The organism is Myroides sp. LJL116 (assembly GCF_054871685.1).
This window is the reverse complement of sequence record NZ_JBTXLR010000006.1, coordinates 26,693-40,884: the sequence shown is the minus strand read 5'-3', so window position 1 is coordinate 40,884 and position 14,192 is coordinate 26,693. Positions and strand designations below refer to the sequence as shown.

At 34.2% G+C, this 14,192-nt stretch carries 11 protein-coding genes; 8 read left to right on the top strand and 3 right to left on the bottom strand.

The genetic code is table 11. From position 1 onward, the window contains the following. The first annotated feature begins 41 nt into the window (after nt 1–41). The 8 genes from ACYSNM_RS06585 to ACYSNM_RS06550 all read left to right on the top strand — a co-directional run bounded on the left by ACYSNM_RS06585 (nt 42) and on the right by ACYSNM_RS06550 (nt 11,240). Complete coding sequence (locus ACYSNM_RS06585) at nt 42–1,208, top strand: homogentisate 1,2-dioxygenase (RefSeq protein ID WP_461756167.1); 1,167 nt, start codon at nt 42–44, stop codon at nt 1,206–1,208. 37 nt (nt 1,209–1,245) lie between these two features. Then, nucleotides 1,246–2,406 carry a 4-hydroxyphenylpyruvate dioxygenase gene (gene hppD / locus ACYSNM_RS06580; protein ID WP_461756166.1) on the top strand — a complete coding sequence of 387 codons (1,161 nt, stop codon included), beginning with the start codon at nt 1,246–1,248 and terminating at the stop codon, nt 2,404–2,406. A 261-nt stretch (nt 2,407–2,667) separates the two neighbouring features. Beyond that, nucleotides 2,668–3,441: a DUF3108 domain-containing protein gene (locus ACYSNM_RS06575; protein ID WP_461756165.1), complete on the top strand. Its 774-nt coding sequence runs from the start codon at nt 2,668–2,670 to the stop codon at nt 3,439–3,441. A gap of 1 nt (nt 3,442) precedes the next feature. Then, on the top strand, nt 3,443–4,354 hold the full coding sequence (locus ACYSNM_RS06570; protein ID WP_461756164.1) for a tryptophan 2,3-dioxygenase family protein: 912 nt from the start codon (nt 3,443–3,445) through the stop codon (nt 4,352–4,354). 29 nt (nt 4,355–4,383) lie between these two features. Then, entirely contained in the window at nt 4,384–5,625 is a 1,242-nt protein-coding gene (locus tag ACYSNM_RS06565; protein ID WP_461756163.1) for a peptidoglycan DD-metalloendopeptidase family protein, read from the top strand. A 3-nt stretch (nt 5,626–5,628) separates the two neighbouring features. Further along, the gene (gene pgi, locus ACYSNM_RS06560) at nt 5,629–7,239 is read left to right on the top strand and encodes a glucose-6-phosphate isomerase (protein ID WP_461756162.1); all 1,611 of its coding nucleotides are present in this window, start codon (nt 5,629–5,631) and stop codon (nt 7,237–7,239) included. A 120-nt stretch (nt 7,240–7,359) separates the two neighbouring features. Continuing rightward, nucleotides 7,360–10,185 carry a TonB-dependent receptor gene (locus tag ACYSNM_RS06555; RefSeq protein WP_461756161.1) on the top strand — a complete coding sequence of 942 codons (2,826 nt, stop codon included), beginning with the start codon at nt 7,360–7,362 and terminating at the stop codon, nt 10,183–10,185. A gap of 101 nt (nt 10,186–10,286) precedes the next feature. Then, complete coding sequence (locus ACYSNM_RS06550) at nt 10,287–11,240, top strand: aldo/keto reductase (RefSeq protein WP_461756160.1); 954 nt, start codon at nt 10,287–10,289, stop codon at nt 11,238–11,240. 37 nt (nt 11,241–11,277) lie between these two features. Here the strand turns inward: ACYSNM_RS06550 and metG are convergent, their stop codons facing one another. From metG to ACYSNM_RS06535, 3 genes are all read right to left on the bottom strand, one after another. Next, nucleotides 11,278–13,338: a methionine--tRNA ligase gene (metG, locus tag ACYSNM_RS06545; RefSeq protein ID WP_461756159.1), complete on the bottom strand. Its 2,061-nt coding sequence runs from the start codon at nt 13,336–13,338 to the stop codon at nt 11,278–11,280. Nucleotides 13,339–13,473: 135 nt separating this feature from the next. Further along, nucleotides 13,474–13,725, bottom strand: a complete 252-nt coding sequence (locus tag ACYSNM_RS06540; RefSeq protein WP_461756158.1) for a hypothetical protein — start codon at nt 13,723–13,725, stop codon at nt 13,474–13,476. 12 nt (nt 13,726–13,737) lie between these two features. Continuing rightward, on the bottom strand, nt 13,738–14,190 hold the full coding sequence (locus ACYSNM_RS06535; protein ID WP_461756157.1) for a hypothetical protein: 453 nt from the start codon (nt 14,188–14,190) through the stop codon (nt 13,738–13,740). Nucleotides 14,191–14,192 lie beyond the last annotated feature (2 nt).

Sequence of the window (14,192 nt, the reverse complement as noted above, 5' to 3'; positions counted from 1 at the left end):
CTACTTATTATATTATTAACCAACCTTAATTATAAGTATTTATGCCTTTATATCATCACTTAGGGAAAATTCCCCCTAAACGTCATTCCGTATTCCGTAAGGAAAATGGGGAATTATATTATGAACAATTATTTGGAACAATTGGATTTGACGGAATGTCTACTAATATGTACCATATTCATCGGCCAACCCAGGTCAAAAAAATTCTGAAGCAATATAGTGTTGCACCAAAAATAGCTGTAGCTAACAATATCCAATCTTATCGTTTGAAAGGTTTCCAGATTAAACCTGAGAATGACTTTTTACAAAGCCGAAAACCAGTTTTAACCAATAGTGACTGTACCATTGTACTTGCGGCACCTAAAGAGTCTATGAAAGAGTATTTTTATAAAAATACAGATTGTGACGAATTGCTATTTATCCATAAAGGAGAAGGTACACTAAAAACAATGCTTGGTAACCTACCGTTTAAATACGGGGATTACTTATTAATTCCTAGAGGTATTATCTATCAAATAGAGTTTAGCACAACAGATAATAGGTTGTTTATAGTAGAAGCTACTAAACCTATTTACACACCTAAACGATACCGAAATTGGTTCGGCCAATTACAGGAACACTCTCCATTTTGTGAGAGAGATATTCGATTACCACAAGATTTAGAACCCATCGATCAAAAAGGGGATTTCTTAATCAAAGTTAAAAAACAAGGGGATATTTTCGATATGGTGTATGCTACCCATCCTTTTGATGTAGTTGGCTATGATGGTTATAATTACCCTTATGCTTTGTCTATTTTTGATTTCGAACCTATTACTGGTAGAATTCATCAACCACCTCCAGTTCATCAAACTTTTGAAAGCGATGGATTTGTAGTTTGTTCTTTTGTTCCAAGGCTTTACGATTATCATCCAGATGCTGTTCCAGCACCCTATAATCATAGTAATATTGATAGTGATGAGGTTCTCTATTATGTAGATGGAGACTTTATGAGTCGTAATGATATTGAGCAAGGGCATATCTCTTTGCATCCAGCTGGAATTCCTCACGGGCCTCACCCAGGGGCTGTAGAGAGGTCTATAGGGAAAAAAGAAACCCAGGAGCTAGCTGTAATGGTAGATACTTTTAAACCACTTATGGTATGTCAGGATGCTATGCAAATTGCAGACGATACTTATTATCAATCTTGGTTGGATCCTGAAAAGTAATTAACCACCCAAAAATTAACCATTTAAATTTAAAATTATGACTAGAGAAGTTAAATCCGTTGAGTTTGGCTTAGAAAAAATATTTGAGGGAGCACAAGATTTCTTACCCTTATTAGGAACAGATTATATAGAATTTATTGTTGGTAATGCTAAGCAAGCTGCTCATTTTTATAAAAGTGCTTTTGGTTTCCAATCTTTAGCTTATGCTGGATTAGAAACAGGAGTAAAAGATCGTGCTTCTTATGTGTTAGTTCAAGATAAAATACGAATTGTATTAACTACGCCTTTAACCGCTGAATCAGAGTTAAACGAGCATATTGTGCAGCATGGAGACGGTATTAAAGTTGTCGCTCTATGGGTAGAGGATGCTAGAGATGCTTATAAGCAAACAATTGCTCGTGGTGCCAAATCTTATATGGAACCTATTGAACAAGAGGATGAGTTTGGTAAAACTGTTCGTGCAGGTATATATACTTACGGAGAAACCGTACATATGTTTGTAGAAAGAAAAGATTATAAAGGAATCTTTCTACCTGGTTTTGTAAAATGGGAATCAGATTACAATCCAGAACCAGTTGGTTTAAAATACGTGGATCATATGGTAGGAAACGTAGGATGGAATCAGATGAACACATGGGTAAAATGGTATGAAGAGGTAATGGGGTTTGTTAACTTTCTATCTTTTGATGACAAACAAATTACTACAGAGTATTCTGCTTTGATGAGTAAGGTAATGTCTAATGGAAATGGTAGAATTAAGTTTCCTATTAATGAGCCTGCTCATGGAGTCAAAAAATCTCAAATTGAAGAGTATTTAGATTTTTATAACGGACCTGGTGTACAGCACGTAGCGGTTGCTACAGATGATATTATCAAGACTGTTTCTGCTATGAAAAATAGAGGAGTGGAATTTTTATCTGCTCCACCTCAAAGTTACTATGATGATATTCCAAGAAGACTTGGTGTACATATGGAAATAATGAAAGAAGACATCAAGGAATTGCAAAAGTTAGGTATTATGATTGATGCAGATGAAGAAGGTTATTTATTGCAAATCTTTACTAAACCCGTAGAGGATAGACCAACTTTATTTTTCGAAATAATCCAAAGAATGGGCGCAAGAGGATTTGGAGCTGGAAACTTTAAAGCACTTTTTGAGTCTATAGAACGTGAACAAGAAAAGAGAGGAACACTTTAATATTCAGTTAATTAAATATTAAAAACGGCTATTAAACAATCATTAATGTTAATTATCAGTTAAACACAAATGAGGGTTGTGATATTTTAAAAAAAGCTATACATTTGCACTCGCAAAAATAGGGTCGTCATAAGCTTTATTTGAGTGTAATAAATTTTTCATAATTTATAGTTTTTTGGTTGGTTAATAGCATAAAAACTCAGTCATTTGTTTGACTGGGTTTTTTTGTTTCTTACTTTTGAATAATTAATGCTACCAACTATGAAAAAATTTCTTACAATACTTTTTTTGGTGTGTTTTTCCTTACACACAAGTTTTGCACAAAATTCATTCAAGTCAGGGGAGTTTCTAAAATTCAAGATTAGCTACGGACTTCTAAACGCCGGTATAGCTACCCTAACTTTAAAAGATACTTTATTGGATGGTAGAAAATTAATTCATGCTGCTGGGCATGGATATACCACAGGTGTTCCCAAATTATTTTTCAAGGTAGAGGATGATTACCAAAGTTATTTTGAACAAGATAAGGTTACCCCATATCGTTTTGTTCGTAAAATTGACGAAGGAGGTTATACTAAAGACCAAGAGGGCTTCTTTAATTATTCTACAAATACTGTTCTTGTAAAAGATTATAAGAGCAATACAGAAAATATTTTCAATATTAACTACGGGGTACAAGATATTGTATCCGCTTTCTATTATCTTCGTGATCAACCAGAATTGAATCAACTTAAGAAAGGAGATTCTGTTGAAATTGATATGTTTTTCGATCAGGAAACATTTCGATTTAAACTTGAATTTTTAGGAGAAGACGTGATTAGAACACATTTTGGTAAAGTGAAGGCTTTGATGTTTCGTCCATATGTTATGGCCGGACGTGTTTTTAAAGCAAAAGAGAGCCTTACTATTTGGGTATCCAAAGATGCAAACAAAGTGCCTCTTCGAATTAAAGCTAGTTTAGCAGTTGGTTCTTTAAAGGCAGATTTAGTGGAATACGAAGGTTTAATGTCAGATTTAGAAATCGAATTAAAGTAAGATGGAAGAAAAAATATTAAGTGAGCTTAATGCTAAGTTTGATGCAATCGGTCAAAAGACCCAGACACATCTACAGGGACTATTGTATTCTACCCCTTTAACCTATTGGGATTATATTCAGGTCGATTCTTTATTGTCTTTACAAACCCAAAGGAGTACTTTACCTGATGAGATGGTCTTTATTGGCTATCATCAGATTAATGAGCTTCTGTTTAAAATGATATTATGGGAGATAGATCAATTAGCTGTTTTTGAAAAGGTTACTGCTGAGGTATTTATCGATAAGTTAGGACGTATATCTAGGTATTTTGATATGCTTACTTCTTCCTTTTCTATTATGGAAAATGGAATGGATAGGGAGCAATACCTTAAGTTTCGAGACACTCTAACTCCTGCGAGTGGCTTTCAAAGTGTGCAATATCGCTTAATTGAATTTGGATCAACAAATTGGAAAAATTTAATTGATAAGCGTTTTACTGATAGAATTGACTTAAATTGCAGTGCTGAACAAGGCTTTGATTATTTGTACTGGCAAGCTGCTGGAAAAAATTATCAAACGCAAGAAAAGTCTTTTATGCTTAGTTCTTTTGAAAAGAAGTATAAGAAAGTTCTGATTAATGCCATGAAAGATTATGAAAAAACAAATTTATGGCGGAAATTTGTGGAATTACCTCTAGAGGTTAGGCAAGATCCAAAGCTTATTGAAGCTATGAGGCATTATGATAAGACAGTGAATATTACTTGGGTTTTAGGACATTACAGGGCAGCTGTTAAATATTTGGAAGGACCGCAGGGACCAAAAGAAGCTACCGGAGGAAGTGATTGGAAAAAATATATGTTACCTAAATACCAAAAAAGAATTTTTTTTCCTGAATTATGGAGTGAAAAAGAGAAGGAGACCTGGGGGGAATAGAATAAAAATTTAAAAATAAAAGAAAAGTTTTGAAACAATTTATAATCGTATTTTTAGTGGCTCTTACCATTGTTTCATGTAAGAAACAAAATCAAGAAGATAGTACAGAATTAGAAATTGATATGGATCACTCTCCTGAAGTTGTAGCGGAAGTTTATGGCTTTAGTTTAAATGATTTTGAAATAGTAGAAGATACTATTAGAAATGGAGATAGTCTTGGAAAAATTTTTAGTCAAAATAATTTAAGTGCTGGGCAAATACATGCTATAGTTGAAAAGGTAAGTGATACAGTAAATGTGAAGAATATCCGTGTAGGAAAACCATATAGTATTGTAAAAAACAAAAAAGATAATAAATTGGCAGCATTTATCTACCATCCAAGTATTGCTGGCTACCAAGTAATCGACTTGAGAGATTCTATTACTGCTTATACAAAAACATACCCTGTTACTTATAAAAGACGTACTATTGCATCCAATATTGAAGGATCATTATCAATGAGCTTGAATAAGCAAGGGGCTGAAGAGGCATTAGCTGTTAGAATGTCTCAAATTTTCGCATGGTCTATTGACTTTTTTAAACTACAACCTGAAGATAGGTTTGCGGTTACTATTCAAGAAAAGTATATTAATGATACGGTTTATGTAGGTATTTCTAAGATTGAGGCTGCTTATTTTAATCACAGAGGTAAGGATTTGTATTCCTTCCCTTACCAAAGACCTAATACACAAGGATTAGAGTATTATGATGAGGAAGCTAGACCTATGAAAAGTATGTTTTTAAAAGCTCCATTAGAGTTTTTTAGGATTACATCACGTTATACCAAAAAACGTTTTCATCCTGTACAAAAAACATGGAAGGCTCATAATGGAACAGATTACGCAGCTCCAACAGGAACCCCAATTATGTCAACTGCTTCGGGAGTTGTAGAGCGTGCAGGGTATACAGCTGGAAATGGTAATTATGTAAAAGTGAGACATAACGGAACTTATTCTACTCAATATTTACATATGTCAAAAATATTAGTAAAGAAAGGACAATACGTTAACCAAGGCCAGACAATTGGTCTAGTAGGAAGTACTGGGTTAGCTACTGGTCCACATGTTTGCTATAGATTTTGGAAAAATGGAGTACAAGTAGATCCTTTGTCACAAGTTCTACCTAACTCTGATCCAATGGATAAAAAAGATATTCCTGCATATAAAGAGTATATTGCTCCTTTAAAGGTAGAATTAGATGAAGTTATTAAAACTAAATTTTCTCAAAAATAGATAATGTTGAAAAATATTAATCCATCCACAACAAGTGCTTGGAGTGAATTGCGTAAGCATTTTGGTGATATGGAGTTTATACAAATGCAAGATTTATTTGCATTAGACTCTGAAAGGACGCAAAAGTTTCATTTGCAAATGGATTCCTTTTTGTTAGATTATTCTAAGAATAAAATAACGGAGCAAACTTTAGATTTACTAATTCAGTTAGCAGATCAAGTTGGTCTTAAGGATGCAATTGAGAAGATGTTTAATGGCTCGAAGATTAATGTTACAGAAGATCGCGCGGTTCTACATACTGCTTTAAGAGATTTTTCAGGTATTTGTGATGTTACTGTAGATGGAGAAAATGTAGTAGAAGATGTATGTGAGGCAAGGCAGAAAATAAAGGAGTTTACTCAAAGTGTACTATCGGGAGAATATAAAAGTAGCACAGGTAAAAAATTTACAGATGTTGTAAACTTAGGAATTGGAGGATCTGATCTTGGACCTAAAATGATTGTAGAAGCATTAGCTAATTACAGGAATGATTTAGGTGTTCATTATATTTCAAACATAGATGACGATTATTTATATTCTGTCTTAAAGGGACTTAACCCTGAAACTACCTTAATTTTAATTGTTTCAAAAACCTTTACTACACAAGAAACAATTGCCAACGCCCAAAAACTAAAAAATTGGTTAGAATCCAATTTACAGGGAGATATTTCTGCTCATTATGTTGGTGTAAGTGCTGATATACAACAGGCTATTGACTTTGGTGTAAAACAAGAGAATATCTTTCCAATGTGGGATTATATTGGAGGGCGTTTTTCTTTATGGAGTTCCGTAGGTTTATCTATTTCTTTAGCAGTAGGATACGACAATTTTGAATCTCTTTTAAAAGGAGCATATAAAATGGATCAACATTTTAGAAATGCAGATTTTAGAGAGAATATGCCTGTTATTATGGGGCTTCTGAGTGTATGGTACAATAACTTCTATAATTATGAGACAGAAGGAGTAGTTCCTTATAGCGAATTATTAAGTAAGTTTCCTGCTCATTTACAGCAAATGATCATGGAGAGTAATGGTAAAGATAAAAACAGGGATGGTTTTCCAGTTAATTACCAAACAGGAACCTTAATTTGGGGTGAAGTAGGAGTTTCGGCACAACATGCTTTTTTTCAACTATTTCATCAGGGTACTAAGGTAGTTCCGGTGGATTTTATTGGCTTTATTGCTCCTTTTTATGCAGAAAATTCGAATCATGACATCTTAATGAGTAATTTTTTCGGACAAACTGAGGCATTACTCAACGGAAAACGTGGACATAAGGTAGATGAAAGTGAGTTGGAAATGTTAAAATATTTCAGAGACTTTGAAGGGAATAAGCCCTCAAATACCCTATTAATTGATGCTTTAACACCAGAGAATTTAGGGATGTTAATCGCACTTTATGAACACAAAACATATGTGCAAGGAATCATCTGGAATATATATAGTTTCGACCAATTTGGGGTGGAGTACGGTAAGGTTTTAGCAAAGAATATTCAAGAGGAAATCAAATCTAAAGTGGTAGGTAAACACGATGGTAGTACGGAGTTTTTACTTAATTATTACTTAAAGCGATAAAATGTTAATTTTTTTCACTGCTAGGACTGTTAAAAGTTAAAATTTAATATTGGCATAATATTAGCTAGGGGGTTTTTTGTACCTTTGCGGTGAAAATAATTTATCACTTACACTTTTACAATGAAAAACTTGAAGAACTGGATGATTACGGCAGTAATGGTTTTTACTACGGCATTCGCATTTTCACAAAACAAAGTTACTGGTGTTATTGTTGATGGGGAGTACCAAGAAGGTTTACCTGGAGCAACAATTCTAGTAAAAGGAACACAAATTGGAACTTCTACAGGGTTAGATGGGGAGTTTGAGTTAAATGTTTCTGAATCAAAGGGAGAGATCGTTATCTCTTTTGTTGGTTACAATTCTCGTACAGTTGCCTATACGGTAAATGCAGAGAAAATTGCTAATCTAGGTACTATTGTTCTTTCTACAGATGAGAACATGCTAGATGACATTGTTATTATGGGTGTTGCAGACGTTGCACAAGACCGTAAAACTCCTGTAGCTGTTTCTACAATTAGAGCTGCAGAGATTCAAGAAAAACTTGGTTCTCAAGAATTTCCTGAAATTTTAAACACAACTCCTTCTGTTTACGCTTCTAAAGGTGGTGGAGGATTTGGAGACTCAAACATTAATATTCGTGGTTTTGATCAAAGAAACATCGCTGTATTAGTTAACGGTATGCCAGTTAACGATATGGAAGGTGGAGCTGTTTATTGGTCTAACTGGGCTGGATTATCTGATGTTACATCAGCTATGCAAGTTCAAAGAGGATTAGGTTCTTCTAAAATTGCGATTTCTTCTGTTGGAGGAACAATCAATATTTTAACTAGAACTTCTGACGCTCGTGAGGGTGGTAGTATTTCAGCAGGTGTAGGTAACAATAATTACCTTAAAACAACTGCTTCTTATAATACAGGTATTTTAGAAAATGGACTTTCTGCTTCTGTTTTAATGGGGTATACTCAAGGAGATGGATATGTAGAGGGAACAGGTTTTGAGTCTATCAACTATTATTTAGGATTAGGATACAACTCTAAAGATGACCGTCACAAAGTTCAATTTACATTCACAGGTGCTAAGCAAAATCACGACCAACGTTCAACGTCTGTGTCTATCGCTAATCACAAAATGTGGAATAATGGTGGGATTAACAAACGTTTTAACCCAGATACTGGATTTTACGATGGAGACCGTTTTAACTTCAAAACGAACTACTACAATAAACCAGTAGCATCTATTAACTATGATTTCGCTATTAACGAAACATGGAACTTAGGAGCTGTAGTTTACGGATCTTGGGGACGTGGTGGAGGAACTGGAACTATTGGTGGTGGACCAAACGGTTACAGAGACTTCGGTACTGAAGTAAGAGATGCAAACGGACATATGCGTTTTGATGATATTGCTGCATGGAACAGAGGAGAAGTTATTGCTGATTGGAATAACACTTCTAATACTTACCGTTCTCCATATGCAGGAGCTGAAGAAGGTTACTATATTTCTGCTTTCAACAGTAAAGAATCTGCTACACAAGGTGGATGGGCTCGTCGTTCATCAATCAACTCTCATGACTGGTATGGAACAGTAATTAATATGAATGCTAAAGTAAATGAAAACTGGACAGTTGACTTTGGTTTAGATGGACGTATTTACAAAGGTTACCACTTCCAAACTTTAGATAATTTATTGGGAGGACAAGGATATGTTGTTAACAATAACAGAAACAACGGTGGTCAAAACTATATCGTAAGCAGTACTTACCCTGCTCACGCTACATTAAATCCATTTGCTCAATGGAATAACAGAGAGAAAGTTGGATACCATAATGATGGTAACGTTAAATGGTTAGGAGGATTCGGACAAGTAGAGTATTCTAAAGATGATATCTCTGTGTTTGCTCAAGGATCTATTTCTAATCAATGGATGCAAAGAATTGATTATTTCAACTACGACCGTTCAACAGCTAAAGGTGCTGAAGACTACAAAACAAACTGGAAAAGTATTTCTGGAGGTAGTATTAAAGGGGGAGTTAACTACAATATTACAGAGGTTCACAATGTATTTGTTAACGCTGGATACTTCTCTCGTCAACCATTTATGAACAATGGTGTTTACTTAAACAATACCAATACAGTTAACCCTAACTTAACGAATGAGAAAGTATTAGGATTTGAGTTTGGATATGGATTAAGAACAGACAGAGTTAGAGCTAACTTAAACTTATACCGTACTTCTTGGAAAGATAGAGTTACTCGTGCTACAGGACGTTTTGATACAGATGAAATCGGAAGTAATGGTAAACCAGTTCAAGTTAATGGTTATGCTACTTTAACAGGAGTAGAGCAAATCCACACTGGTATGGAGATGGATTTCTTATACAACCCAATCGATAGATTAAATATTACTGGATCATTCTCTTGGGGTGACTGGAAATATGCAAAAGACGTAACTGGTACTTATTATAACGAGGATGATAATACTCCAATTTATGATAAAGATGGTAACTTAGAAACTAAAACATTATATATTAACGGAGCAAAAGTTGGTGGTGCACCACAGTTAATTTTCAACTTAGGAGCTAACTACGAGATCGTTCAAGGATTAAAAGTAGATGCTAACTACCGTTATAATGATAACTTCTATGGAACGCTAAACGTTGACGGAGCTTCAGACAGAGGTAAATCTGGGTCAATGCAATTACCTGCATTCAACTTAGTAGATGCTGGAATGTCTTACCGTTTACCTGTAGGAAAAGATAGATCAAATTCTGTTGTAATGCGTGTTAACGTAAACAACGTATTTAACACTACTTATATTACTACTGCTCGTACTAATATTCAGGTAGATGAAAAAACAACTGCTACTTGGAAAGGTATTGACGAAAGAAATGAGGTTATGTTCGGTGTTGGAAGAACATGGAACTTCTCATTACGTTACAACTTCTAATAGTTTAAAAATATATTTTAAAGCGGAGACCTAAAAAGGTCTCCGCTTTTTTTTTGACTCATCTAAAGATGTATCTTTAATGTTTAAAGTTGAGAAACACTATGGATAAGTATAAATTTGGCCCTACCGAGTTAATGGTGCCTAAAGTATGTTTTGGTGGTAATGTTTTTGGTTGGACTCTTGATAGTAAGGAATCCTTGTATTTACTAGATGTTCTTTATGAAAAGGGTTTGATCTTTATAGATACTGCTAATAATTACTCCCATTGGGCAGAAGGCAATAGTGGTGGAGAGTCTGAAGCTATTATAGGGAAATGGCTTAAGCAGACTCATAAACGCGAAAAAATGGTTATCGCAACTAAGGTAGGAGGTAAACTTAAGGCAGTAGAGAGAGGCTTGAGTCCGCAGGATATTAAAACTAATTTAGAAGCTTCCTTACAGCGCTTAAAAACAGACTATATAGATATTTACTTTGCACATCACGATGATCCTTTGTGTAAGCAGGAGTTAACTATGCATGCTTTTAATGATTGTGTTGTACAAGGAAAAGTAAGTTATTTAGGGGCTTCTAATTTTAGTGCCCAAAGAGTACAATCGGCAAATGCTATTAGTTTTTCTAATGGCTGGCATTCCTATAGTGTGCTACAGCCCTTATATAACCTCTACGACAGGGAGAAATTCGAAACAGAGTACCTTTCTATGGTAAGAGAGCAGAACATGGCTGTAATGAGTTATTTTCCGTTAGCTAGTGGTTTTTTAGCTGGAAAATATCAAGATAAGCAAGAATTAGTTGGAAATAAGCGTGCTGATATGCTTTCTAGATTTTTTACCCCTAGAGGTACACAGATTTTAAACGCTTTAGCTAATGTTGCAAAAAGGCTTGATTGTTCCATGGCTGAAGTAGCAATTGCTTGGCAGTTTACTAGAGAGGGGATAACAGTGCCTATTGTAAGTGTAACCAATGAGAAGCAATTACAAAGTTTGATTAATGCTTGTAGTTTAGTTCTAGATCTAGGTGATTTAGAAGAATTAAACTTAGCAAGTTCTTATAAATAAATAAGGCTACCTTTTACAGAGGTAGCCTTATTGTATATTAATTGATAGTTGATCCGTTGTCTACGTTATCCTGGTCAGGATTTACAAAAACAAGTTTACCATCTTTATCTTCTGTCATTAAGATCATTCCCTGGCTTTCTACTCCTCTTAATTTTCTAGGAGCTAGATTTGCTAAAACAGTTACTTTTTTACCAATTACCTGTTCAGGTGTAAAATGTTCTGCGATTCCAGAAACAATTGTACGTACATCTAAACCAGTATCTACTTTTAAAACCAGTAGTTTGTTTGCTTTAGGCATTTTCTCTGCTTCAATAATAGTTCCTACTCTAAGGTCTAATTTAGTGAAATCATCGAAAGTAGCTGTTTCTTTTTGTGCCTCAGGTTGCTTTAATGCAGCTTCATTAGCTTTTTTAGAATCTTCTAATTTTTGTAATTGTTTTTGAATTTCTTCATCTTCAATTTTAGAAAATAAGAGCTGTGCCTCTCCAATGGTATGTCCTGGAGTAATTAAAGCTTTATCTATAGCTATTTCATTCCACTGTAATGGAGTCTGTAAACCTAGAATGTTTTTTAATTTTGCAGCCGTAAAAGGTAAGAAAGGCTCACATAATGTACTTAAAGCACTAGCAATTTGTAAAGCTACATACATTTGTGTCTGTACTCTTGCTGGGTCTTCTTTAATTAATTTCCACGGCTCCTCATCTGCTAAATATTTATTTCCTAAACGTGCAACGTTCATCATCTCCATTTGAGCTTCACGGAATCTATATCTTTGGATAGAACTTTCAATTACACTAGGGTATGCTCTAAGTTCTGTAAGAGTATCTATATCCACTTGAGAAAACTCATTTGGTGTAGGAACAACACCTTGGTAGTATTTATTAGTCAATACTACTACTCGGTTGATAAAGTTTCCAAAAACAGCAACTAATTCATTGTTGTTTCTTGCTTGGAAATCCTTCCATGTGAAATCATTATCTTTTGTTTCAGGAGCATTTGCTGTTAAAGCATAACGCAATACATCTTGTTGTCCTGGGAATTCTTCTAAGTACTCGTGTAACCATACTGCCCAGTTTTTAGAAGTAGATAATTTATGTCCTTCTAAGTTCAAGAATTCATTTGCTGGTACGTTATCTGGCAAGATGAAACTTCCTTCTGCTTTAAGCATAGAAGGGAATATAACACAATGGAATACAATATTGTCCTTTCCAATAAAGTGCACTAGTTTAGTGTCTTTATCTTTCCAATATGGTTCCCAATCAATTCCTTTTTTCTGAGCCCATTCTTTTGTAGAAGAAATATATCCAATTGGAGCGTCAAACCATACATAAAGTACTTTTCCTTCTGCTCCTGGAACAGGAACAGGAATTCCCCAATCTAAATCTCTAGTTACTGCTCTAGGCTTTAAACCATCTTCTACCCAAGACTTAACTTGTCCATAAACGTTAGTTTTCCAATCATTTTTATGACCTTCTAAGATCCATTCACGAATAAAAGAATCATATTGGTCTAATGGTAAAAACCAGTGTTTAGTAGATTTTAAAATAGGTTCAGATCCTGAAATAGTAGATTTAGGATTAATTAAATCTGTAGCATTTAAAGAAGTTCCACATTTTTCACATTGGTCTCCGTAAGCTTCTTCATTACCACATTTAGGACAAGTACCGATTACGAAGCGATCAGCTAAAAACTGTTGTGCTTCTTTGTCATATAGTTGTTCTGTTACTTCTTCTATAAATTTACCATCATTGTACATTTTGGTAAAGAAATCTGAAGCAGTTTGGTGGTGAATAGAAGATGAAGTACGTGAATAATTATCAAATGAAATACCAAAATCTTCAAAAGATTGTTTGATAATTCCATTGTATTTATCAATCACTTGTTGTGGAGTAATACCTTCTTTTTTTGCTTTCATAGAAATAGCAACTCCATGCTCATCGCTTCCGCATATAAAAGCTACGTCTTTGTCTTGTAAGCGTAAAAATCTAGCGTATATATCCGCTGGCACATATACCCCTGCTAAGTGGCCAATATGAATAGGACCATTAGTATAAGGTAATGCAGCTGTTAGTGTGTATCTTTTAGGATCTTGTATCATAAATCAATTAAAGTTTTTCAAAAAAAAGATTTCAATATTTATGCAAAAATACGCATATCCATTGGAATACGAGTATTTTATTTTATCTATACGCCTTTCTTTGATTATAGAAATACAACATTTCTTAATTAAGCATTATTTTTTGTTTATCCCTTGCGTAGAATCACTCTTTTCTTGCATTGCTGCTTTGAGTTTTTCTTGCTGCTCTTTAAAGCTTTCATTACTTGAAGAAGAACTGTTTTTCTTTGTTCCATGCATTGGAATACTTACACTCTTGGAGTTGGAGTTAGAATTAGAAGTTTTCTTAGTAGTAGTTGGGGTTTGTTGACATGATAATGTCAAAGTCAAACTTAATAAAGCCAATAGTTTATATATATAATGCATCATACTATAATTTATTTAACAAGCATCGGTTTGCTTATGTACTTGGTCTAATTTTTTTTGTGCGTTTGTTCTAAGGAACATGAATACAAAGGTACTTATTAAACCACTAATCCAAAAAAGATATATCCCAAGGTGAAAACTGCCTTTCATGTGCTTATGGGAGGTCTGAGTAAAGTCACTATAACTAGTATAACAACCAGCCAATAAGGCTAGGATAAATAGTAGATATACAGTAGTTCCTACTTTTCGAGGTAATGTTACTTTACATAAAAGTAAAAAAAGAATATATGCAAGTTGCACTGCAAATAACAATAGGGAAGTTTGCCATATTGTTCGAAAAATAATGTATTCTTTATAGAATAAGTGGATGCTTATCTTTCCGATAAAAGACATTTGCTTTATAAGACTAGCACTTATAAAGCTTAGTATAACTTGCGTTAGACTTAAAATAATAATGTTTTTGAACATAG

What these genes read in the sequence shown, in the direction of transcription:
- ACYSNM_RS06585 (WP_461756167.1), top strand. Translation starts at nt 42, where the DNA reads ATGCCTTTATATCATCACTTAGGGAAAATTCCCCCTAAACGTCATTCC.
- hppD (WP_461756166.1), top strand. Translation starts at nt 1,246, where the DNA reads ATGACTAGAGAAGTTAAATCCGTTGAGTTTGGCTTAGAAAAAATATTT.
- ACYSNM_RS06575 (WP_461756165.1), top strand. Translation starts at nt 2,668, where the DNA reads ATGAAAAAATTTCTTACAATACTTTTTTTGGTGTGTTTTTCCTTACAC.
- ACYSNM_RS06570 (WP_461756164.1), top strand. Translation starts at nt 3,443, where the DNA reads ATGGAAGAAAAAATATTAAGTGAGCTTAATGCTAAGTTTGATGCAATC.
- pgi (WP_461756162.1), top strand. Translation starts at nt 5,629, where the DNA reads ATGTTGAAAAATATTAATCCATCCACAACAAGTGCTTGGAGTGAATTG.
- ACYSNM_RS06555 (WP_461756161.1), top strand. Translation starts at nt 7,360, where the DNA reads ATGAAAAACTTGAAGAACTGGATGATTACGGCAGTAATGGTTTTTACT.
- ACYSNM_RS06550 (WP_461756160.1), top strand. Translation starts at nt 10,287, where the DNA reads ATGGATAAGTATAAATTTGGCCCTACCGAGTTAATGGTGCCTAAAGTA.
- metG (WP_461756159.1), bottom strand. Translation starts at nt 13,338, where the DNA reads ATGATACAAGATCCTAAAAGATACACACTAACAGCTGCATTACCTTAT.
- ACYSNM_RS06540 (WP_461756158.1), bottom strand. Translation starts at nt 13,725, where the DNA reads ATGATGCATTATATATATAAACTATTGGCTTTATTAAGTTTGACTTTG.
- ACYSNM_RS06535 (WP_461756157.1), bottom strand. Translation starts at nt 14,190, where the DNA reads ATGTTCAAAAACATTATTATTTTAAGTCTAACGCAAGTTATACTAAGC.